General features: G+C 52.5%; 19 protein-coding genes and 1 tRNA gene. 3 read left to right on the top strand and 17 right to left on the bottom strand.

Going from position 1 to position 21,743, the window contains the following annotated elements:
- Nucleotides 1–114: 114 nt before the first annotated feature.
- On the bottom strand, nt 115–399 hold the full coding sequence (locus AB8846_RS13420) for a YfcZ/YiiS family protein (RefSeq protein WP_125915122.1): 285 nt from the start codon (nt 397–399) through the stop codon (nt 115–117).
- 372 nt (nt 400–771) lie between these two features.
- Here AB8846_RS13420 and fadL point away from each other — a divergent pair, with 372 nt between their 5' ends.
- A complete protein-coding gene (gene fadL / locus AB8846_RS13415; protein ID WP_311391997.1) occupies nt 772–2,055 on the top strand; it encodes a long-chain fatty acid transporter FadL in 1,284 nt (427 codons plus the stop codon).
- 44 nt (nt 2,056–2,099) lie between these two features.
- Here the strand turns inward: fadL and mlaA are convergent, their stop codons facing one another.
- Nucleotides 2,100–2,852 (bottom strand): phospholipid-binding lipoprotein MlaA, encoded by a 753-nt coding sequence (gene mlaA / locus AB8846_RS13410; protein WP_063145783.1) that lies wholly within the window; start codon nt 2,850–2,852, stop codon nt 2,100–2,102.
- A gap of 315 nt (nt 2,853–3,167) precedes the next feature.
- On the opposite strand from mlaA, the gene AB8846_RS13405 reads away from it, so the two are divergent.
- A complete protein-coding gene (locus tag AB8846_RS13405; protein WP_063145782.1) occupies nt 3,168–4,097 on the top strand; it encodes a formate/nitrite transporter family protein in 930 nt (309 codons plus the stop codon).
- Nucleotides 4,098–4,172: 75 nt separating this feature from the next.
- A tRNA-Arg gene (locus tag AB8846_RS13400) sits at nt 4,173–4,244 on the top strand.
- 50 nt (nt 4,245–4,294) lie between these two features.
- Here AB8846_RS13400 and AB8846_RS13395 read toward each other — a convergent pair.
- The 15 genes from AB8846_RS13395 to AB8846_RS13325 all read right to left on the bottom strand — a co-directional run.
- Complete coding sequence (locus AB8846_RS13395) at nt 4,295–5,632, bottom strand: VasL domain-containing protein (RefSeq protein WP_370732911.1); 1,338 nt, start codon at nt 5,630–5,632, stop codon at nt 4,295–4,297.
- Between the two features lie 44 nt (nt 5,633–5,676).
- Entirely contained in the window at nt 5,677–6,921 is a 1,245-nt protein-coding gene (locus AB8846_RS13390) for a GIY-YIG nuclease family protein (protein ID WP_370732910.1), read from the bottom strand.
- Between the two features lie 73 nt (nt 6,922–6,994).
- Nucleotides 6,995–7,393 (bottom strand): hypothetical protein, encoded by a 399-nt coding sequence (locus tag AB8846_RS13385; protein ID WP_370732909.1) that lies wholly within the window; start codon nt 7,391–7,393, stop codon nt 6,995–6,997.
- 65 nt (nt 7,394–7,458) lie between these two features.
- On the bottom strand, nt 7,459–7,929 hold the full coding sequence (locus AB8846_RS13380) for a hypothetical protein (protein WP_370732908.1): 471 nt from the start codon (nt 7,927–7,929) through the stop codon (nt 7,459–7,461).
- Between the two features lie 14 nt (nt 7,930–7,943).
- The gene (gene tssE / locus AB8846_RS13375) at nt 7,944–8,396 is read right to left on the bottom strand and encodes a type VI secretion system baseplate subunit TssE (RefSeq protein WP_370732907.1); all 453 of its coding nucleotides are present in this window, start codon (nt 8,394–8,396) and stop codon (nt 7,944–7,946) included.
- Nucleotides 8,389–8,925 carry a type VI secretion system lipoprotein TssJ gene (tssJ, locus tag AB8846_RS13370; protein WP_370732998.1) on the bottom strand — a complete coding sequence of 179 codons (537 nt, stop codon included), beginning with the start codon at nt 8,923–8,925 and terminating at the stop codon, nt 8,389–8,391. Before tssJ ends, tssE begins: the two co-directional genes overlap by 8 nt.
- Entirely contained in the window at nt 8,906–10,009 is a 1,104-nt protein-coding gene (tssG, locus tag AB8846_RS13365; protein WP_370732906.1) for a type VI secretion system baseplate subunit TssG, read from the bottom strand. Before tssG ends, tssJ begins: the two co-directional genes overlap by 20 nt.
- Complete coding sequence (gene tssF, locus AB8846_RS13360) at nt 9,964–11,727, bottom strand: type VI secretion system baseplate subunit TssF (protein ID WP_370732905.1); 1,764 nt, start codon at nt 11,725–11,727, stop codon at nt 9,964–9,966. The genes tssG and tssF overlap by 46 nt, the downstream gene beginning before the upstream one ends.
- Before the next feature lie 20 nt (nt 11,728–11,747).
- The gene (gene tssA / locus AB8846_RS13355; RefSeq protein WP_370732904.1) at nt 11,748–13,343 is read right to left on the bottom strand and encodes a type VI secretion system protein TssA; all 1,596 of its coding nucleotides are present in this window, start codon (nt 13,341–13,343) and stop codon (nt 11,748–11,750) included.
- A complete protein-coding gene (locus AB8846_RS13350; RefSeq protein ID WP_370732903.1) occupies nt 13,343–16,756 on the bottom strand; it encodes an ImcF-related family protein in 3,414 nt (1,137 codons plus the stop codon). The genes tssA and AB8846_RS13350 overlap by 1 nt, the downstream gene beginning before the upstream one ends.
- Nucleotides 16,743–17,903 carry a hypothetical protein gene (locus AB8846_RS13345; protein ID WP_370732902.1) on the bottom strand — a complete coding sequence of 387 codons (1,161 nt, stop codon included), beginning with the start codon at nt 17,901–17,903 and terminating at the stop codon, nt 16,743–16,745. Before AB8846_RS13345 ends, AB8846_RS13350 begins: the two co-directional genes overlap by 14 nt.
- 3 nt (nt 17,904–17,906) lie before the next feature.
- Nucleotides 17,907–18,173: a PAAR domain-containing protein gene (locus tag AB8846_RS13340; RefSeq protein WP_370732901.1), complete on the bottom strand. Its 267-nt coding sequence runs from the start codon at nt 18,171–18,173 to the stop codon at nt 17,907–17,909.
- A gap of 27 nt (nt 18,174–18,200) precedes the next feature.
- Complete coding sequence (locus AB8846_RS13335; protein ID WP_370732900.1) at nt 18,201–18,971, bottom strand: hypothetical protein; 771 nt, start codon at nt 18,969–18,971, stop codon at nt 18,201–18,203.
- Nucleotides 18,964–20,985 carry a lipase family protein gene (locus AB8846_RS13330; RefSeq protein ID WP_370732899.1) on the bottom strand — a complete coding sequence of 674 codons (2,022 nt, stop codon included), beginning with the start codon at nt 20,983–20,985 and terminating at the stop codon, nt 18,964–18,966. Before AB8846_RS13330 ends, AB8846_RS13335 begins: the two co-directional genes overlap by 8 nt.
- Nucleotides 20,954–21,743, bottom strand: a 790-nt coding sequence (locus tag AB8846_RS13325) for a DUF2345 domain-containing protein (RefSeq protein WP_370732898.1), incomplete at its 5' end; no start/stop codon positions are given. The genes AB8846_RS13330 and AB8846_RS13325, both read right to left, overlap by 32 nt.

The raw sequence follows: 21,743 nt of genomic DNA, 5'->3' as shown, positions 1-21,743 counted from the left end.
AAAAAGAAAATGCCCGGAGGTAAAAGCAAAACGGTAACCCGTAGGTTACCGTTTTTAGTGTTTGCACCCTCTCCCGTGGGAGAGGGTTGGGGTGAGGGCATCAGGCCGCAGAGGTTAACGCAGGCCTAACTGGAAAATCAGCGTTTCAGCTTCACAGGCGAAGACAAAGTCGATATCCAGCTTCACGCCGCCTTCCACTTCGGTAAAGGTAGACTTGATTTCACACGGATCGGATTCAACATCACGCGCACGCTTGCTCAGCGCGTTCAGGGTCTCTTCCGCTTCGGCGCGGTTGGTGAATACACGGCTGTAAGAGGCGGTGCAATCGGTGTTGTCCATGATGGTCCCAACATCCATACAGCAGCAAACCGGGGTTTCATCAGCACTGCATTTACTCATAGCTCAATTTCCTCTGTATTCGCGCAGCGCGCGAGATAAACACGATGCTGCTATTTTACGCCCCGGCGCGGGCTCTCTCCAGCCGTTAATGGCGCAAAATCGGATAAGTGACCAATATCACACTAAAAAATGATCTAAAACAAAAACCACCCTTTTGGGTGAGTCGCGATGGTCACAATTTTGCCAACCAGATCTCGTTTCACGAAACATGTTTGAAAATATTAATAAACAAACTTGCAACATTCAGGCTGGTCAGACCTATACTCTGGCCACTGGTCTGATTTGTCTGTAATACCTCAGACCCTACACTTCGCGCTCCTGTTACGGTATGTAACAATTATTGAATAAAAATAACTCAATGAGGTTATGGTCATGAGCCAGAAAACCCTGTTCAACAAGACTGCGCTGGCAGTCGCAGTGGCACTCGTCTCCACTTCCGCCTGGTCAGCGGGCTTTCAGTTAAACGAATTTTCTTCCTCTGGCCTTGGCCGCGCGTATTCCGGGGAAGGCGCTATTGCTGATGATGCAGGTAACGCGAGTCGTAACCCTGCATTGATCATGATGTTTGATCGTCCGACTTTCTCTGCCGGTGCGGTTTATATCGATCCTGATGTCAACGTTTCGGGTAAGTCGCCTTATACGGGTGCGAGCCTTAAAGCGGACAATATTGCCCCAACAGCATGGATCCCGAACCTGCACTTCGTTGCGCCTATCAATGAACAATTTGGCTGGGGTGCATCCGTAACGTCTAACTACGGCCTTGCTACCGAGTTCAATAACAACTACCCGGCAGGTGAATACGGCGGTAAAACAGACCTTACTACGCTGAACCTGAACCTGAGCGGTGCTTATCGCCTGAACGATAGCTGGAGCTTTGGTCTGGGCTTTGATGCCGTCTACGCCGATGCCAAAATCGAACGTTATGCCGGGGAACAAACGTCTAGCCTGCCAAGAAACAGCAACAAAATTGCCAGTCTTAAAGGTGATGAGTGGGGCTATGGCTGGAACGCAGGCATCCTTTACGAGTTGGACAAAAACAACCGCTGGGGCCTGACCTATCGTTCTGAAGTCAAAATTGACTTCGACGGCGATTACAAGAGCGGCATCCTGACGCCTGTGAACAATCTGGTTCCAGGTGCTGGCACCACCATTCCTTGGGGAACGTCAAACCAGACCGTTCCAGGTTCACTGTCACTGCATTTGCCAGAAATGTGGGAAGTCTCCGGTTACAACCGCGTTGCACCACAATGGGCTATTCACTACAGCCTGGCCTATACCAGCTGGAGCCAGTTCCAGGAGCTGAAAGCGACCGGAACCAATGGACAAACGCTGTTCTATAAGGACGAAAGCTTCCACGACGCCTATCGTATTGCGTTGGGTACCACCTACTACTACGATAAAAACTGGACTTTCCGCTCCGGTATCGCATTTGACGATAGCCCGGTTCCGGCAGACAAACGTTCTATTTCCATTCCGGATCAGGACCGCTTCTGGTTAAGTGCTGGCGCAACCTATGCGTTGAACGAAAATGCCTCCATCGACGCGGGCGTATCTTATATGCACGGTCAGAAAGTGACGTTCAAGGAAGGTCCGTACGAATTTACCTCTGAAGGTAAAGCCTGGCTGTTCGGTACGAACTTCAACTACGCGTTCTAATCGCGCTGAAATCAAAAAAGGTGAGCATTGCTCACCTTTTTTATTTATTCCGAATCGATATCTTTTAGTTCGTTTTCGATCGCCTTAGCGTTTGGATTCTCTTCCGGCTTCAGCTTACCGCCGTTGGCAATAAAGTCATGATTCTGGAAGTACGCTTCACGTACCATAATGTACGGGTCAGAAGACTGGCGCAGCAGACCATCAGAGTCGAGTAGTTGCGCGCGGGTTTCAATCCCTTCCACCGTCCATTTACCCACCGACAGCGGCCAGGTCAGCCATGACAGGACCGGATACAGCGTATCCACCATATCGCCGCCATCATCACGGATGGTGAAACTACCGTAGAACGGTAACTGCATGTATGGGCCATACCCGACGCCGTAGTGCCCCATCGTGCTGCCGAAACGGTGCGGCTGTTCACGCTGCAGTTTCGGGTTAGCCATGCCTGCAACATCAATAAAGCCCCCCATCCCCAGAATGGAGTTCAGGAAGAAGCGGGTAAAGTGGACCATCCCCTGATACGGGTCACCCTGCAGGAAGTAGTTTACCATTACCGCAGGCTCTTCGAGGTTGCTGGTAAAGTTACTTAACCCGTTACGCGCAGGTTGTGGAACATAATCGCGCCATACTACTGCCACCGGACGAACCACATACGGGTCCAGTACGTTGTAGTTGAAGCTATACATTGAGCGGTTAAATCCTTCGAGAGGATCGGAGCGTCCCGTTTGCTCACCGGAGCTGGCGCAGCCCACAAGCATCGTCGCGCCAAGCGCAAGCGCCGACAGCCGAAGTTTCATAAATATCTCCCTGTTCAGTATGGCTATCGTTGATTGCCATCCGTAACGGAGCCGTTGACGCTCCGTCTGTAAACGTGCAAGCGATTGTAACAGCACGTTTACCGATGTCTATGAGCACAATTACGGGCAGTAACCACCGTGACTCTGATCTCAGCATAGCCTGGCTTTTGGAATTCGTTTCGCTGCCAATTTTATAATGACTTTGAAAGAGATGTATCACCTTTGTTGTCATTGCCGCCAATTTAAGAGCATCCCCACAGGCATCCCGATAAAAGCCGCTACGCTTAACAGAAAGATCAACCTCCGGGAGCAAATATGAAAGACGTGGGCGAAGAAAAAATTGGCGAGAATAATGAGGATCTTGAAATTGAAAGCGAGGAGAAAGCGCGCGGCGAGAAGATAGAAATTGATGAAGATCGCCTCCCCTCCCGCGCGATGGCTATCCACGAGCATATACGACAGGATGGCGAAAAAGAGATGGAGCGCGACGCGATGGCCCTCTTCTGGTCAGCCATCGCTGCCGGGCTCTCAATGGGCGCGTCACTCCTCGCAAAAGGGATATTTCATGTGCAGCTGGAAGGCGTACCCGGCGGATTTTTACTGGAGAACCTCGGCTATACCTTCGGCTTTATTATTGTCATCATGGCCCGCCAGCAGCTGTTTACTGAAAACACGGTGACCGCCGTGCTGCCGGTGATGCAAAACCCCACCCTCGGCAATTTCGGTTTATTGATGCGTCTATGGAGCGTGGTCCTGCTGGGTAATATCATCGGTACGGGCATCGCTGCATGGGCGTTTGAATATATGCCGATCTTTGATGAACCCACCCGCGATGCGTTTGTGAAAATTGGCATGGATGTGATGAAAAACACCCCGATCGAGATGTTCTCAAATGCCATCATCTCAGGCTGGATTATCGCCACGATGGTGTGGATGTTTCCTTCAGCGGGAAGCGCCAAAATTGTGGTGATCATATTGATGACCTGGCTGATTGCGCTGGCGGATACCACGCATATTGTGGTCGGCACCGTGGAAATCCTCTATCTGGTCTTTAACGGTACGCTTCACTGGAGCGATTTTTTCTGGCCGTTCGCCCTTCCGACGCTGGCGGGAAACATCTGCGGCGGAACGTTTATCTTTGCGCTGTTAAGCCATGCCCAAATCCGTAACGACATGTCGAACAAACGCAAAGCTGAGCTAAAGGCACGGGAAAATGATGATAAATCGACAAAAAAATCGACCTGAATGGTGACTCTTTGAGCAGTCAGGCGGCGATGTGCTTAACGCAAAGTGTAAATAACGCTATACTCGTGCCGCCTCGTCCCCTTAGTTAAATGGATATAACGAGCCCCTCCTAAGGGCTAGTTGCAGGTTCGATTCCTGCAGGGGACACTTTGACCTCCTCGCTTTTTCGAGCACATTCATCTTTCCGCCGCCAGAATTCACTGAGCAGAAGAACCCTGTTTTATTAGAGCATACCGCGTTGACAGTTGTTTAAGATGCAGTTCCAGCTGGGTCTTTTCAGCTTCTGGAAGCGCATCTCCTGCCGGATACTGCGACAAGCGTCTAAGTTGCTCTTCAGCCGGTATCGCATGGTTAAATGACTGCATAGTTGAAAAAACCACGGATTTTAGCTCGCTCACCGTTATATATTTTCCTTTTTGCGCATCCAGACTACTGAGTCGATTACTCAATTGCTGAAGCTTCATCATTCCCTGATACCAGCTGTTCATTGCGTCGACAGGCAACGCAGCCGCGTTAAGTTTCTGTTGCCACTGCAGGGTGAGCGGTTTCGCCTCATCCGGCCGCAATGTCTGGAGTTGTGCTAACAGCTGAAGGCTGTAGGAGATATTCCAGTCAGGAGGCAGTTTATCCAGTCGGGTAAGCTGCTGCTGTGTATCTGTGATAAACGTGGCCGGTAAAGCGCCTCGCTGTATTAACGCGTCTTGCTGAACAGGTGTAAGCACTTCAGGTAACGGCGCCAGCGAGGCAATAGCCTGAGCCGTTAAGGGATCGGGTCTGGAGAGAAAGCCCCCTACCCACGCTACGGCGATGCAAACCACCAGCGTAGACCCCATCCCGGCGACAAAGGGTTTCCAGTATCTGACAAGTACGGCAGTGGTGCTATGCGCCTCTACATTCGGCTCATTTTCCTGCTGCACAACATATACCCATTTCACCTCTTCGATCGGTTCAGCCCTCTCCAGAGACGATTCGCTACCGGGCGTCATGGCCACATTCAAATCTGATGCGCTATTACTTTTTTCCAGCCTTGCAGCACTTGAATGTATCAACGTTCGTAACGTATCGAACTGGCTAAGGTGTTTCAGCTCAAGGCGCTGGAGCGCCGCCCCCAGACTGGTTAGCAATTCTTCAGCGCTATAAAGCTCGCTAAGATTACCGTTGTTAAATGGAAGCATACGCATGAGCTGCTGCAGACGCAGGCTCAGGCTGCTCAGGATTTCCATACGAACCTGTAACGACTGCGGCCAGAGAACATCCCACTGGCGGTTAATCAAGGCCTCGAGGATCGCCAGCCCTTCATTCATGCCAGCTAATCCAGACCGCTGCGTACGGGCAAGGGTGTACCAGGCTGCAGTCTGCAACTCAACACCGTTTTGTTCGAATAATGAAAGGCAGCATTTTTCCACATATACCCAGTTCACATCCGGGCGCGCGGGATGGCTTAGCTTACTCAGTTCATTACGCAGGGATGTGTATTCCGGAAGCGTGCGCGGGTCGCCGCCGGTTTTTATTTTACGGGGGGTGATGTCATTCATGACCAGATATCCCTTTGATATGAGGAACTATGGCGAATTATCGTTTATGCGGCTTCGTTTTCTGCATATTCGAGACTCTGCAGATACTGTAGCGCCACCGGGTCAGCAATATATTCAACCTGCCCGTGGTGACGCTCCACCTCATTGATAATTCTGCTGAGCTCGACCCGGAAAAACTCCTTACGCAGGTTGATTCGGTTCATCCGATAGCTTTCCAGATGGTCATGAAGTGTCTTTTCAAGCGCGGGGGCATCATCGCAGGAAATCATGGCATGAACGTCAAAATCAAACGGCACGGCTGCCCCACTCAGTTCTTTCACGCGCTCCATGGGCTCCAGCCGTCGGGTCATACCGATTTTAAAGACGTTCTCGCCGAAAGAGCCGATATTCGAAATCACATACACATGTCCCTGCTTTGTAAGCTGGGCCATGGATTTGGCACGTTCATACCGCTGATGCACGTCCTGCATTTTCTGTTCCAGCTCAAGACGTTGTCTTTCCAGCTCTTCCCTGTGAGCCCCTTCAGCGGCGAGCAGAGCTTCCTCCAGTAAGCGCTGCTGCTCAGCAAGACGTTGTTCCTCCTCTTCCGCCTCTCGTTGCTGTCTGTCCAGCTCATCCTGACGCTGTTTTTCTTCCCGCATCTGACGCTTGAGCTCTGCCTGAAACTCTTTTTCTTCCTGCGCTTTTTCCAGCAGGGCAACCTTATCCAGAAACTGCTGTTTTATGCCATCCCAGTCGGCATTGTCTTCAAGTTCCAGAAAGGTGATTTTCTCGCTGATAGCAGCGTAAGCGTCCCTCTCCTTCCTGAGCTGGTCATACTTGCTTTGCCAGTTATTCACCGTGGTGCCGGAAAGCAGGGTTTTAACTTTGAATTTATACGCAGAATCCACAATACGCTGCAGTGCCCGGGAGGCTTTATTTCTGGCATTGCGAAATTCCTCCCACTGACCCGAAAGCTGTTTCTTTTCGTGATACAGACCGCGAGCCACTTCAGTGCTGACGGTCTCTTCAAAGGCTTTCTCTCTCTGTGCCAGGTCCGACACCGCCAGCTCCAGCTCAGCTTTTTTCTTCCGGAAGCCACGGTAAATGAAAACCCGTATTATCAGGGCAACAGCTATCAGTAAACCAAAAAACAGACCGACTATTCCGACCGGATTCGACACTGATTCAATAAATCGCTCATTAAGGTTAATTAATGCTCTTACCGCGACATAAATACCCCAGGCAATTACACCAATAATAAACAGAATAATTCCCGCAGAATTGTTATCCTTTTTTCTTCGTGCCATTTTTTATTTCCTTTCTTCTTGCATTCCAGTTCATTCAATCCGCATAGTGGAGAAGGAACCTCTTCCACAAGGATTAATACTGATTCCCTGAACAAATCGGTAAATGGGTGAAGCCGGGTTTGTTTGCCATATAAAGAGGAGCGCATGTGGGCTGAGGGGGTTGCGTATTGACTGGCTCAACACTTTCCATAACGGGTTGCTGCTCCTGCTTTTTCGGGGTTTTCACCTTTTTAGTCCGTGTTTTACTTGTAGGCGCTGAAAAATTTTCCTGCTGGTGAGTTACGGCGTTACCGTACCCGGAGCAGAATCGCTTCGACTGGCTAAAACTGCCGTCGTTACAGACAAAACGGCCATCCGAGGTGCAATGTGCAATCCCTCCTTTTGAACCTGAGCAGGGCTGTCTTCCTCGTGCGGCCTCAGCCTGTAAGGTAAAAAGGACACTGAACATAAGAAAGAGGCTTAGTTTTTTCATTATTACTTCCATGATCATTTCACGGGTCAATTCGCAGTGACTAATAAAGAGAATGAATATTATCGCTATGGCAATAACGCTAAAATCAGACCAAAAAAAGTACCTTCATCAAATAGTTGCCCTGACTGAGATGACGTTTCAGGGGGAGTATAAGTCCAGTTACTCACACACCCCACCCGCATGAACAGGCGTCCTTGAGAAATAATCTTTTCCCCAGAACAGAAAGCTACCTCGACACAGCCCGCCACGCCCTGGCCATACAGAAATATCGGCATAAACTTTACCGCACGGCTGTCATAACGCAGAACGATACCGGAAATCTCGAAAGCACCTCTCTCTACCAGCAGGTCCGGAACAAATGCCGCCTGCGGCTCTACATTCAGTCCAGTACCTGTCAGCCACTCATCCATCTGCGTCTGAAGTTGCTCCATTCGCAGGCGAAACTCTGCTATATCAGCCTGACTCTTACTGCCAGGAGAAGCCGGAACGGGTTGCCTTTCCTGAAGCTTCTTCAGGAACTGTGATTTTACGGACATGGTGTTATCTGACCTTATATACGGGTTGTTGTGTCGAGATACTGCTGTTGCCTGAGATGTCGCAACAGGACCCGTCCTTCGGGCATAAACTCAGTGCCATACCGCACCAGACCAATCCCTTTCAGTTCGGCGTCAATGGCATAGCGCAACTCGCCGGGTACGTTCTGCTCCAGCAGAACAACGTCTATCTTTTTCAGCCGTGGCTCATATTTGAGCAGGACGGCAGACAATGTGCCCATAAGCTCATGGGCCGTTCCCGGCATCCCCTGCAGGATTTTCGTCATATCAGGCAACCCGTAGTCAGGCAAATGCGCCAGCGTGCCGGCGCGACAGTTGAGCACGCGCTGCATGTTATCCAATACCGAGAGAATGACCTGATTTTCTTCACTGACCTGATGCAGATCGAACCCACCGGTAAAATTGCCATAAAGCGTCTCGTACAGCGAGGGACGGATCGTCTCATTCATCTTTCAGCGCCTGCATGGTCAGCCGGTTGTTCCCCGCCTCGATGACGCGAGCCTTATCCGGATCGAGATCATCGCGGCTCAGTACCACACGCCAGGTGTTGTTCTCCTGGTCCGGTGACATAAACATCCCGGCAACCGCGACATACTGCGCACCCTCCTCCATCGGCATGTCAACAATTACCGCCCCACCCGGCTGCAGGCGGATATCTTTCTCCGCCACCAGGTCTGCCTTGATGGCCTGACTGTCAGCCTTAAACAGCGACGGGTAGTCCGTAGTGTCGAACATTTTCCGCTCCTTGAGCTGGTAGACGCGCACCACCGTCGACAGTGCTATACCACCAGCATTGCTGTTAACAGCCTCACGGGCTCGAATATCCAGATGCAGGGTCTTTATCTGCTTATAAAAAATCGATTTGGTCACGGCAACGGTGCCGTCTGTCACTTTTTGAGTCAGCCCACAGCCAGCCAGTATCAGTGTGATACCGGCGGCCAGCGCAGCTAGAGGAAATTTACCAGCGGTAATCGCCATCTTCATCGGTCTCCCTGCGGTGAATATTTTCCTGTACCCGCTCATAGCGGCCAAGATTGATGGTTATTGTTTTGGAGTGCGTGGCGGTGTTCACTGCATTCAGCGGCCGCATCACGGCGGTACGGCCCAGCTGCACTGCGCTGGCGTTGGGTTTAGTACTCATGATCGCGTCAGGCAGCAGATTTCGGTCGACACACAGCTGTAACCGTACATCGAGGCGAGAGCCAAGATAGACATGCAGCAGCGCCATTAAATCCGTGTGATGCTCCCCGCCCGGTAACCAGCCCTGCACCTCTGCCGGGTCAGTGGTGGTCAGACGCATCAGCACCCGGCTGTTCACGTCGGTGGCATAGTTACCCATCACCGGACGGCTGGTCAGGGTGACGGGATGACTGACACTCATGGTCAGCGGCTTCTTCAGCGGCACACGCCGTTTGTCGTGGTGCCAGATTTTCGCCTGCGTGTTGGGTGCCAGCAGATGCACCAGCGAGGCCATACCTTCTGCGGTACGCCCCGGCAGCAACATGACCGGCAGCAGTGCCAGAAAGCGCGAAGCCGGGGTCGCGATACTGTCCGTGCAGCCGTTAATCCCGAGCCCGGCCAGTCCCAGCAAGTACTGCGAAGTGTTGTCCTTACCGCCTTCCTCGAAAGTCGCCGGGTATGAGTATTTACGCCAGATACGGTAGTACTGGGCAATCAGCCGGTGGTTGAAGATATCGAGGAAATCCGCGGTGGCCTCATACCCTTCCCGTCGCTGGGTAATGTCATCGATATAGTGTGTCGGCAGCGGGGACTCCACGCCATAGAGCCCCATAAAGGTAATACGCACAGTTGGCGGCAGATGCAAATGCTCAGACTGCTCAATCCCTTTGATTTCAGAGGCCGGAAAGCCCATGCCCGGATGAGGCCGGAAGCGCACCGGCTCATGCCGCACCTGCCAGTTGCTGCCGATAACCGGTTTACCCGGCTGGCTCTGCTCCAGTATCTGGCAGAAGCGATAAAAGTTCATGTACGGCAGGTACTGCCGTAGCCGCTCCATCAGCCGGGCAGGCGTGGACTGTGGTTCTCTTTCCACCGGATGCATTTTCCTTCTGGCTGGACGATGAGTGTGAGCTGGTTGAATTGATTCATATCGGCATACAGCGCAAAGAACCGGTTAAGCATTTCACCGAACAGGTGAATATCCCCCTCGCCGGTGAATCCGTTACTGTCGAGGGTTACTTCGATATCCAGCCCCCGCAGCAGGTAGCCCTGCTCAAAACGCTGCAGGCGGTGGTGCTCCACCAGCTGAATCGCCTCCAGACGGCGGGTATTCAGTTCATCTTCCTGCCAGTTATAGAGTGCCAGCGTCCCGCGCAGCACTTCAGCGGTACTCATCATATTCAGAAACCCGGAGCCGAGATGGCTCAGTACCCGCCAGTGGAAACGGTCTTCCGCTGGCGGGTAGACCGGCAGCGTAGGCTTGCAGAGGTTGCGCACCGTCAGTGATGTGCTGACCACTTGTTCACAGCGGTCGAGCAGCGTGCTCTGAAGCGCCCGGCGCGGTAACTGACCGTTGGTGCCGGTGATTTGCAGCGACACGGCTTCACGCTCAAACAAACGGTCATCTTCCCACTGGTGACCACCGAGGATAAGCCAGGTGTCATACAGTCCGGTCACGCTGCGTTTTACGCGAGTGTGGTAATAACGGGGAGGCGCATGGCGACGCATCATCCCGCCTTTATGGCGGAAGCTGCTGAACGGCACATATTCGGCATCACTGGTGCGGTTTGAACCTGTGACCGAATCCACCGAATAAATCTCGGTGTGTCCGTCCTGCAGACGCTTGGGGCGCAGCAGGTACTCACTTTCAAGCCCGGTAATGGTGAGCGGGTCCGCTTCCAGGGTGAACAGGTTAATCACCGGCACACAGTGCAGACGAACCGCGTCATCGGTGACCGGCAGCTCTGATGGCCACGGTGCGCTGAACACGACTTCGATGTCGAAATACTCCGCTCCGGCAGGCGGTTTAATGCCGTCCAGGCCGTTAAGGTGGACAAACATAAACTTGTCGCGGAAAGTGAAGTACTCCAGCAGCAGCTGGTAACCACTGAAGGCAGTATCGCCCTTCGGCCACAGCCCGTCTTCCTCCGCAAATCCCCCCGGCGAGAAGTACCCGTCAAGGCGGATACGGTCAGTCTGCCCGGGCAGGCGCATATACAGGGCGGCCTGCCGTTTGGTCAGCATCAGGTGCAGCTGGCTGCTGACGGGTGCTTCCGCACCGAGATACAAATTCAAGTGACTGAGGTCAGCATGGGACCAGTCCGCCTGCGTGCTGCAGGCAAAGCGCATCCGCAGCTGCGAACGTCCGTCAGGCTCGGTGGTCATGGTCACCCCTGAAATAATCAGCGGGTTGAGCATCACATCGCGGGTGGTGCGGTAGCGACAGACCGTGTTTTTCGGCCCCACCGGGCGGGAGTACACTTCCAGACCCGCAGGCATCACTTCCGCCATCTTCACGGCCTGAAGTACAGGCGTAAACGCCACTATTGAAAGCGACGGAATGGTACGCAGATAATGTGGCCAAAGCATGCTGACCAGCCCTTCGGTCAGTTCCGGCAGGTCGTCGTCAATTTTCTCCCGCAGCCGCCCCATTGAGAAGGCAAACCCTTCAAGCAGGCGTTCAACATAGGGATCGGGTGTGCCGGCTTTATCCAGATCGAGCATCGCTGCGCGATCTGGATGGGTTTGCGCGAACTCTTTCGCGGCTTCACGGAGGTAGCGCATTTCCGCATCGTAATAACGCAGGGTCAAATCTTCCATTTATTTCTGTTCCTGTGGATTTAACCGCAAAGCACGGCGGCACGGGCAGGATCGACGGCGATCAGTCCGGCAAGTAACTGGTCCATTACCGGCGTAAGGCGGGCCTTATCAGCCTCACTGCGACCGGCTTTCAGGCGCAGGAGTTTCAGATGACGGGCCAGCACCTCAAACAACAGCTCAGGCTCCCAGTCATTGAGGGTCACTTCACGGGCACGCTCACCCAGTTCTGCAAACAGGTGCACCGCCAGCTCATTTTTGCCGTACTGCTCAGCAATGCGCCCCATCAGCAGTCGCAGCAGCCACTGCTGTCGCGCAGAGGCCACGCCCGGACGGTTCTGTAGCCAGCCCAGCGCTGCATCCGGACCTTCACTGTCCGCCAGCGCCACCGCTTCCGGCTCCAGTGCCAGAATGTCATCGTTGCCACCGGACATCTGTGCGGAAGGTGTTTCATTGCCCCAACCGCCGACCGTATCCAGCACGATCTGCTGGATCCAGTTCAGCGTCACTTCATCCGCAAACGGGGTTCCGTCACTGAACGCCAGCGTCTCCAGCCCGGACAACCGTAACAACAGCCCTTTCAGGTCAGCGGCGACAATACCGGCCAGCGTTTCCTGGCCGGTTTTCGTCAGCGCCTGATGGATATACCATTGCAAATCCAGCCACAGGTGATTGGCACCGCGGGAAAACGTGCTGTCGGCCGTCTCCAGTATTTCAGTCCAGCTCTGTTGCAGGTACAGGCGTTTGAGAAGTGCACGCTGATCCGCCCTTGGCGGCTCGATGCGTGTACGCCCCTGCGCATCCGGGGCCGGGATAGCCCGCAGGGTGTCATGACGCAGGCTTTTCATCAGATGGTGCGCTGACAGCCAACCATCAGGTTGATCGCGTAGGTATTCAGTGAGCGTACGGGCCTGGGCCAGCAAATCCTGACCGGACGTGATACGCCCGATGGTCGGAGCATCGTTGTTGCTGGTCGTCGAAGGGGTTTCGCTGGTACTGGCGTTCTGCGGTACCACCGCATCCACGCCTCCCGCTTTCTGCAGACGACTTTCCAGCGCGCTGTATAGCGCATTGAGTTCGGGACGGGTTTCATCCGGATCATTCTCAATAAGCAGTGATATCAGCAGCAGCGCACCAGTGGTTCGCATCGCATCTCTCCTGACCACTTCCGGGTACAGGTAAAGCGAGTCGGTCATGCGCGACCCCGCAAGCCATTCCAGTGCCGCCTTACGGCTGCGGTCACGCTGCGGATGCAACTGTGCTCCAAAGCGCTCCAGCAGACCGGCCAGTAGCTCGAGTCCTTCGGCTAGCCCCTGTTCTCCTTCACGGTGCAGCTTCGCCCAGCAGTACCAGGTTGCCACACGAATATCTTTCGCAACGGTGGTTAAAATCTTTTCTGCATGCTGGCAAATAAGCTCTGTGTTGGCACCAGAGAGTTTATTAATTTCCTCGCGAATCTGCTGGAAATCATCGTCATAGCCAGGGTCTTCGCCAACGGGTGACGACCCGGGCAATGGCTGCAGCCAGTTATCCCACTGCGCCACGCGCTCACGGGTGGCGGCAAGCAGAGGTGCCTGCTCTGCCTGACATGCACTGAGTAATGCATTGAGCGTACTCATCAGTAGACCTCCTCTGTATCACTCTCCGCACTGGCGACCTGGTCTGGGGATATGACACCGGTAGTGCTGAAGATGGTTTCCGGCAGACGGAAATTACGCAGTTTCAGCAGCGCCAGCGGACCTTCGCCTGCCTCGGTACGCAGGGTGTAATTAAGCGTGCGACCGTCCTGTGCTTTCCAGCTCAGACTGTAGCTGCTGCCGACGCCCGGGTAAGCGCTAACCACCGCCTTATCGAGCAGGCGTATCCAGCCCCAGGCACCCGGAATATCGGCATACTGGCGAGTGCCAGCCTGAGTACTTATCCAGCTCAGGTTTGCGCCGGGCGCTTCAGTATCCGCAGGCCAAGTGAAGCGCTTCCATGCCGGCAGTTGGTTCACATAGGTCAGTTTCTGGCTGTCGATAATCATGTCGGTCTGCATCACGCCATCGGCGGTTCCCGGGCGCATCTCGAAGTTCATCCCGGCATTGCCTTCGGTAAAGGCAACATCCGATATATGGCTCAGAGTATTAATGGCATTGAGGAACGCCGGATTAAAGGCGAGGCCCTGGGAGTTGATGCTGTCCGGTACCCAGTGGTTACCCTCTTTGTGTAGCACGCCTTTAAGGCGGGTCTGCAGGAACTGGGCGATACGCCCGGAATCCGCATTGAGGTATTTAGCCAGCAGCGGCAGGGACACATCGCTGCTGGCGTTGTTGAACGGGTAACGACCGCCAAAGGCACTGTTCCACTCAGCCACCACCGCCTGCTGCCACTGGGCATTGAGGCTCTCGGCTGCCGGGGTCAACACCTGCTGCCAGGCCTGCTCCATCGGGCTCACAAACACTGTACGACCAAAACCGCTCCACTCCTGACCGAGGCCTGCGGCAATCAGGCTGCCGTAGTCACGGGTTTCGGTAAGGTCCACGGCCTTGCCCTGGAATACGGTCTGGGCGATGGTCTGGGTCATGGCCTGAGGGTCAGCGGCATTAGTCACCTGCTGCAGGCGCAGACGCACCTGCGTCACACGGGTCAGATAGGATTGCAGACTCAGCGCCTGCGCACCGGTATTGCTTTTATCCATGAGAGCCAGTACCGGACCAAAGGTTGCATCCAGCGGGCCGTGAACGCCGGCACTCTGGTCAATGGCATCCTTGTTATCACCGCCGAGCAGGTTTTTGGCCGATTTAACCAGGGAGTCGGAAATCGCCTCGCCGGTCTGGCCTGTGCGCCCCTGCACATTGAGAGTATTCATCAGCGCCACCAGAGGTGACTGACGCACGTCAGCCATCAGGGTCAGTTGATCAATGGAATCCGACAGCGTAACCGCCTGGTTCCAGCGCAGACTGTTGAGGAACTCAAGCCACGAACCGCCGAAGTCCGCAAAGTAACGTTCCATCAGGCGATGTTTTAGCGCTTCCGGAGACATCTCATCCTGTGTATTAGCCTGGTGCTTGCTGTCAGTAAGCACCCAGTCGAGCTCATCCCGGCGCGCTTTCACCACTTTCTCAATGGCTGGCTGCACGGCCTGCTCCCAAGCCTGACGGGTAAACATACCCGGCACAATTTCGGTGGTGCTGAACAGGCGAGCTGCGTCGGTATCGCCGGTCATGTCCTCAAGACGCATATCAACATACAGGTGCGCCACCTGGGAAAGCATTTTCTGATAAAGGGTCGCTTCGCTGTTACGCACGCCCATCAGACGAACCAGCAGCGAACGCGCCTGGCTGACCATGTTTTCATCAGTACGGAGTTTCCACTCCGGGTGCGTAACGAGCTGCGCGCCATAGAACGACAGCAGTAATGGAGCCATCCCCTGCCAGACACCATCTTTTACACCATCACGCTTCGGCCAAGCGCTCAGCAAAGCAGAGCTGAACCAGGCCGCATCCATATGCTCCGGACGCGCCAGCATCAGGTAGAGCTTGAGCTGATCATAGGTTTTTTTGGCCATCTGCTCACGCAAGGGGCTGCCTGGCGGCAGTGCATTAAAGGCACTGACCTGCTTCTGCAGATAGTCTGCGGCTGCATCCCGCAACAGCGGCAGTGCACTGTCCTGGTAACGTGGCCAGAGTGCCGCCAGCAGGGCATTGTTCTGGCTCAGCCCGGCCTGCTCGTACCACGGCATGCCATGTTCTGAACGGTATTGCAAACGAGCCAGGGTTTTCTGGAGTTCAGACAGTGCATGCAGACGCTGCTCCAGGGGCTGATTCTGTCGGGCGGCAAGCGAAGCCTGTGCATTTGCGCCTGCAATCTGGCTGCGGTTGGTGACATACGCGATACCCATCCAGGCTGCCCAGCCAGCCATCGTCAGGGCAGCAGCAAACGCCACAACCCTGCGCCAGGGAATACCCGGTTTGCGCGGACGCAGTCTGGCAGGAAGCATCCCGACAGATTCAGGCAGAGCCTCCCAGCGCTTATCCATCCCCCAGTGATGCGGCACGGCGCGCTCAGCGCCCTCAGAAAGCTGGCTGAACACCAGTCCCGCCAGCGGCAGCGGTCGGTATGGGTTGAGCATCACCGACAGCGGCGCGGTCACGCTTTCCGGCTCACGAATGAGCTGGTCGGCAAGCGTCAGCAGGAAGTTATGTTTCACCTCACCGCTGGTCTGCTGCAGGCCCTGTGAAATCAAATCCGGCGTCAGGGCGGAGAGTTGCTCTGCCAGCCCTTCGGTACGACAACCGGCAGGTAACAGGCAGCCGATCGCCTGCGTAATACGACCTTCCGGCTTACCGGTGCGCGGATGCAGGGACCAGACATACAGCGGGAGCTGCCAGCCAAGCTTATCCATACGCGCACTGATGGCATGAGACAGGGTATCCATGATGCTTTCAGACGGTACCGGCAGCGGCTGCTCCAGCCCTGGCGCTGAGAGTTGGTCAAAGGCCGAGGTCACCCACACCAGACCATCCACCGGACGGCGGCGCAGTTTGCGCAGCGCGGTCAGCCAGGCGCTGTCTGCTGGCGTATTGAGGTCACCGCCCCACAGTAACAGCGTGCCGCGATCTTCCTGCCAGAGCTGAGCCGTAAGACCTGGAGTCAGTTGCTCTACTTCAATGGCAGTACCGGTTATCAGCAGGATGCGGGTTTTACGTCCCCAGCGTCGGCCGTAGAGATTACGCATGGCGTCACGGATGGTGTCAACGGTGACATTGCGAGGCGGAGTCCGGACAACTCTTGATTCATCAGAAGGCAACGCATTGTTCTTCTGTTCCCGCCAGCGGTGATACTTTTCCCGCATGAACCGGAACATGAACGGCGTATAGAAAATAATCAGTAAGACGATCCATACGGCAACAAATGCAAGCATTTGCTTCAGCCGGGTATCAAGGCCATGCGATGGGCCGAAATGAAGGATCACGGCCACTATAATCGCTGAGATGCAGGCTATTATGCCGGCAAGGCCCCCTCTGCTCCATGTACTACCCGGCATCATTATTTCCACTCCCTGAGGTAACAGTACTGACAAAACGATCAGTACCTGAGGTAAACAGTCCTAAAACAGGTTTGTTGCTGACGTACACGATGTCGGCCAGTAATGTGGCTAGAAGCCACGCACTCCCGGCCCCTGGAATACCGTTATATTTTTCCAGTACATCAATGTCCTGGGGCACCCACTGTGTCAGATGTGATTGAGATGCAGTCATTAGATCAGCAAACTCGTCATTCCAGTGCCCGCAGTCACAAAACACGTTTGATGCCTGACAGGCGATTGTTTGTGTTTCGAGGAACAAACCTATATCAGCCCTGAAATTTGTCATGTCCAGCGGCATCGGTCGCAATATGCGGGCAGAGTGTGAAAGCTGGTATTTTTCAGCAACATCATCGCTGGTAAGTACCATCGCTGCGAGTGCATCGGAATACAGTTCAGCACCCTGACTCTGCAATATCAGGATCAAATCAATATCGAAAATGGGATTTTTAAGGCGCTCCTCGAGCCAGTCAAAAGAAAGGGCTTCACAACATGAAATCGAACCTGTCAGCGCACGCCCAGGGTAAATTTTCCCCCATGATTTGCGAAACCGGGTCCCGAAGTCTGACGAAATCATGTCGCTCACAATGGTAACGTTGAACGGCACTGTCGCAGGCAACATTGAGATCGCGTCTTGTACACCAGCCAGACCCAGCTCAAGCAAGGAGGTGAAATTCACCGATTGCGCATCAAAATGGCTGGTCAGTGAAAGATATTGCGGCGCATCTGCAGCATCTGATTTAGCAATGGCGTCAGAGGTCACTCCGGAAGGTAGCAGTATGCTGCTTCCAAGTACGGCCAGATAGCGCCCAGCCCAGGCTTCCCACTGTTGCTGTCCGTATTCCGCTTCCTTCTGTAAAAACTGATGTTCATTGACGGTTCTGCCCCACCGCCACCCCCGCAAACAAAACAGGAAAAACCAGCCAAGAACCGGGCTGGATGCCAGCGACCAGATATTGAATGCAGCCAGTGTCTTAACCATGCCTGACGCATGCAGAATAAACAGCAAAATACCCACAACCGCGGCGACACCACCAGCCAACAGCCATCCCGTAAAAGATGGTTCAGGAGGCAACTCCATCGTTGTTGCTTTCGTCCTTTCCCAGCCCATTGCTTATCCTACCGTGCTGTTCTGAGCACTTGAAATTACAGTACAACCGCACTGACATTTGCAGCCATCGACGACGACAGCGCGACCGTTAAATGTCCGGTGCGGTGCTCCTTCCACGATAGGATTATTTCCATGCCCATCTACCGGACAACTCACCATATCACCCACTAACGCGACTTTTTTCCCGTCGACAGTAATACTGGAAGAGGCGGAGATCACTTTTCCGCCGTGAGAAGTTTTGTCACCAAGCAAAACTAAGCCTTTTGTCATGTTGAATACTCGAAAAATAAATAAGAATCAATTAACATTCATTTTGTCGATCTTATCAAAATCAGGAAAAAGAGTTTTTTCAGGAGCAACACTCCCGTCCGGATAAATGATTTTTGGATATTTACCTTTTATTTTTTCTTCTAATCCGAAAAACCTTGTTATTTTCCTCTCATCTATTTCAGGGGAAAACTTCACAGAACTAATCTCACCAACACGCAATGACAGGAAGTCTTTACTACCAATTAGAGACAAGCTATTCTCTACCCCCCCCATTTTCTTCTCTCTTATATAAGGATAATACTTCGGAGATAAATCTACATCTCCAGTGACAAAGGTAAATTGTCCATTACGAGAAGCATCATTATCAAAGGCGAGGGTCACACCTACCGCCGTACCAGGAACAAGATCCTTGCCAAGATGTATAGCATCTATATATTCGATACCTAAATTGACCGCACTCAACGTCCATTTACACGAGCCACCACCGGTCATAGCCACTTTTGCTTTCCAGATATCCCCGCTCTCTTGCTGCATGGGGATCCCGATAACGTTATAGCTGGGTTCCGTAATAACTGAACCATCAAATCCACTGATTCTTTTTTTCTTACATTCATAAGAGATGTATCTGACTTCGAGCGGGAAGGGTTTTGTATACTGAGACGGATTTTTTACTTCAACATTCACCCATTTTGTATCCGCTGGCGGAGATAAGGTTTTATTAACAGTTCTACTTATGCTGCACCCTGATGATGAAAACAACACTAATGAAAGAAAAATGATTTTTGATTGATTAGACATTTTCCATTACCTCTTCTCCGTATTGAGCAAACCGCAAAAGTGTATCGTTGCCAGACGGTATGGACAACGTAGGGGAAAGCGATGCATCCAGTAGTCCTTCTATATTCAGAAAGATGTTATTTCTTGCTACCTCTCTCTCCGGTATGTCATTTTTATTTTCTGCCATCTGCTCCCTGAATGCATCCACATTATACCGGTGCTCAGTAAAGGTACGTTTTTCCACTATCCCGGCATTATCAATCAGCTCTAGCACTTTGTTATACATATAGGGCATATAGGAGGTCATGAAGTGATCAAAAAGATTTAAATTAACGCCTCTGTCCGGATTACTGCCTTTGGGGAAAAAGTTCTTTAGATTTGCCTGCGTTAATGACGCTTTAAATTCTTTCTGCTTCTGACCAGCCTGCTGCATCTCCTGCTCTGCCAGTGCAGGGACCAGGTAAAGTTTAGCCTTAAGAGGTAGTAAATTCCTGATGGTAATACACCCTGCCGGCGTTGGCAGGTCTCGCTTGCACTCATGCCATTCCCGACTCTGGGTAGCTGTGAGAAAAGCCACCGTATTGCCGTGGTGCCAGAAGCAGTCTCCCCAGGTAACCATCTGGTTAGCCAGAAGCTCACCCAATGACCAGAAAAAGCCCAGAGTCCCACCAAACCATCCCCATAATTTATATAACTCGTTATCCAGGTTAGCTTCCGCGGGCACGGCTGGAATAGGATCACTATCGTTTACATGACGGAAATGGGTAATCTCGGACAATTGCATCACTGCATTACGTGTAAAAGTTCGTGGCATTCCATAGGTGTATAAAAGAGGATTATAGATTTTTAAATTTGCGGAGTGAATCAATGCCAAAGCGCCGCCAAGACTATGACCGCAAATAAATACATCCAATCGCTCAGCCAAATCATTGAGTATTTTTATTTCCTTGGAGAATAATCGATCAACCCGACTATATCCGCTCCAAAACCCTGTATGCACTTTCCCCGTGGGTAATAAGCTAGTACATTGGGTTTTATCTATATCGCATAATTTTGAATTTACCGGTCTAAACGCAAGATCCGTTCCCACATCAAACAAGCTGGCCGTTCCACGCCAGGCAACAATCACCTTATCCGCGTTATAAACATAATAAAGCTGCGTATCGCCGTCTGCCTTTGTTGCAGCAGTGTCATCCTCTGCCTGTACTGTTCCATGTGGGTTCTTCTCGCCTTCCTTAGGTGACGTGTCTCGTGAGGTATCCATAAATACCGGGGGATGATATCGTTCACTAAAGGGAACATCCTGTACTAACGTATTCCATGCAGAGCCGTCTTTATAAAGCTGAGGTAAGCGGGATAGATCCTGGCACTGGTTAATAAAAAAGCGCGTAATTGATACCGTATCCAGAGTACTGTCGTCTGCATAAGCAAGTGTTGCTGCCGCACCAAGATTAATTCCGTTCGCAATGGAATAGTCCTTTTGATGATGCAGAACAAGCTCCCAAGCTCTGAAAGGACATATTTCAATAACGTGTCGCTTTTCAAGCTCATTGGTTCTTACAATCACCCCTTTCATAATTTTCTGCGGAGGGAAATGGAATGGCGGCCACACTTCTCCTTTACGTAGTTTAACAGAGGGAAGGGTACGGCAAAGTTCGCCGATAACAGCGTAGTGCCAGATATACCCTTTCTCTTCAGCTTCAGGACGAACAACAGAATCATTTTCCGCATCCCTGCTAACACGCAAGGTACGTTTTTCCATTTCAGTAGCCAACTTTTCGCCATCTAACGTCAGCCTCAATTCAAGTCCGTGGGGCATATCAATACGAATAAGCCCATTCGCATCGCTTTGGCCTGAATGCGTAAAGTTATCGACTGGTCCGGAAACTGGATGAGAACTTTCGGCTATCCATGGCATATTCGCTACAGGATCGCCCTGCTCATCTACGAGTTGAAATTCGACCCAGTAGGGCATTTGCTCGTCACATGGAGCATGGGGGTTTTTACGGCAGAGTGAAGATACAGCGGTAGTCATGATATTCGCCCTCCTGGCTATCAGCAATATTGCGCGGATATTCTATTTTTAACTGCGATGGTATAGACGTAAATATTGGAGAGTTCTCTCCTTCTGCACCGGAAATGCCCTCATAAACCTCACCTTCAGCCGTCGTAATTTTATATGTGGTGAAAGGCTTGACTGCTCCGCTGGTGGATGACGTTGTGGTAAACCCTTCGCTGTACCCTTTCGGGAAAGTCACCGGCGATGTATCTAAGCTGGCAGGACCGGTCTGATTAACATTAGCTGCTTTCAGCAAAATATTCCCCGGACATCCCAGTTCAATATTCCCGCCGCTAAGCTTCATATAAGCACCACCACAACTTAAAATCAGTTCCTTGCTGGCATTTACCTTCACGCTCCCCTGACTACTGGCGACAGTGATGTCCTGTAATGCTGAGACATCCTGTAATGCTGAGACATTCATGGCGTCCGCTTGTGCCTGAATATCAACTTTCCCTGCCCCCGCATACATTTTCATTCCTGCAGCCTGTGCAAACAAACTTACAGCCTCGCTTGCCGCTACAGTGAACGATTGCCCGGTGCTGATATCCGTGTTTTTACCTGACATGAGGCCAATACTTGCCCCGCCTGAAGCAAGCCGGACAGCCTCAGAACTGAGAATACCTATTCCAGCGGGAGCACTGGCCAGCATTCCTGGCATTTTCAGATATTTCAGTGAGCTGTTTAGCGTCTTTTGGCTGTCGATGTCAGATACTGTCGCCTGTGCCCCTTTC

Origin of the sequence: Enterobacter sp. KB-221C9 (assembly GCF_041320715.1) — a bacterium.
GTDB classification, from domain to species: Bacteria; Pseudomonadota; Gammaproteobacteria; order Enterobacterales; family Enterobacteriaceae; genus Enterobacter; species Enterobacter asburiae_D.
Note: the sequence above shows the minus strand (reverse complement) of the source record. Positions and strands in the feature narration are given on the sequence as shown.

Coding starts and splice junctions, on each gene's coding strand:
- AB8846_RS13420 (WP_125915122.1), bottom strand. CDS start 399: ATGAGTAAATGCAGTGCTGATGAAACCCCGGTTTGCTGCTGTATGGAT.
- fadL (WP_311391997.1), top strand. CDS start 772: ATGAGCCAGAAAACCCTGTTCAACAAGACTGCGCTGGCAGTCGCAGTG.
- mlaA (WP_063145783.1), bottom strand. CDS start 2,852: ATGAAACTTCGGCTGTCGGCGCTTGCGCTTGGCGCGACGATGCTTGTG.
- AB8846_RS13405 (WP_063145782.1), top strand. CDS start 3,168: ATGAAAGACGTGGGCGAAGAAAAAATTGGCGAGAATAATGAGGATCTT.
- AB8846_RS13395 (WP_370732911.1), bottom strand. CDS start 5,632: ATGAATGACATCACCCCCCGTAAAATAAAAACCGGCGGCGACCCGCGC.
- AB8846_RS13390 (WP_370732910.1), bottom strand. CDS start 6,921: ATGGCACGAAGAAAAAAGGATAACAATTCTGCGGGAATTATTCTGTTT.
- AB8846_RS13385 (WP_370732909.1), bottom strand. CDS start 7,393: ATGAAAAAACTAAGCCTCTTTCTTATGTTCAGTGTCCTTTTTACCTTA.
- AB8846_RS13380 (WP_370732908.1), bottom strand. CDS start 7,929: ATGTCCGTAAAATCACAGTTCCTGAAGAAGCTTCAGGAAAGGCAACCC.
- tssE (WP_370732907.1), bottom strand. CDS start 8,396: ATGAATGAGACGATCCGTCCCTCGCTGTACGAGACGCTTTATGGCAAT.
- tssJ (WP_370732998.1), bottom strand. CDS start 8,925: ATGGCGATTACCGCTGGTAAATTTCCTCTAGCTGCGCTGGCCGCCGGT.
- tssG (WP_370732906.1), bottom strand. CDS start 10,009: ATGCATCCGGTGGAAAGAGAACCACAGTCCACGCCTGCCCGGCTGATG.
- tssF (WP_370732905.1), bottom strand. CDS start 11,727: ATGGAAGATTTGACCCTGCGTTATTACGATGCGGAAATGCGCTACCTC.
- tssA (WP_370732904.1), bottom strand. CDS start 13,343: ATGAGTACGCTCAATGCATTACTCAGTGCATGTCAGGCAGAGCAGGCA.
- AB8846_RS13350 (WP_370732903.1), bottom strand. CDS start 16,756: ATGATGCCGGGTAGTACATGGAGCAGAGGGGGCCTTGCCGGCATAATA.
- AB8846_RS13345 (WP_370732902.1), bottom strand. CDS start 17,903: ATGGGCTGGGAAAGGACGAAAGCAACAACGATGGAGTTGCCTCCTGAA.
- AB8846_RS13340 (WP_370732901.1), bottom strand. CDS start 18,173: ATGACAAAAGGCTTAGTTTTGCTTGGTGACAAAACTTCTCACGGCGGA.
- AB8846_RS13335 (WP_370732900.1), bottom strand. CDS start 18,971: ATGTCTAATCAATCAAAAATCATTTTTCTTTCATTAGTGTTGTTTTCA.
- AB8846_RS13330 (WP_370732899.1), bottom strand. CDS start 20,985: ATGACTACCGCTGTATCTTCACTCTGCCGTAAAAACCCCCATGCTCCA.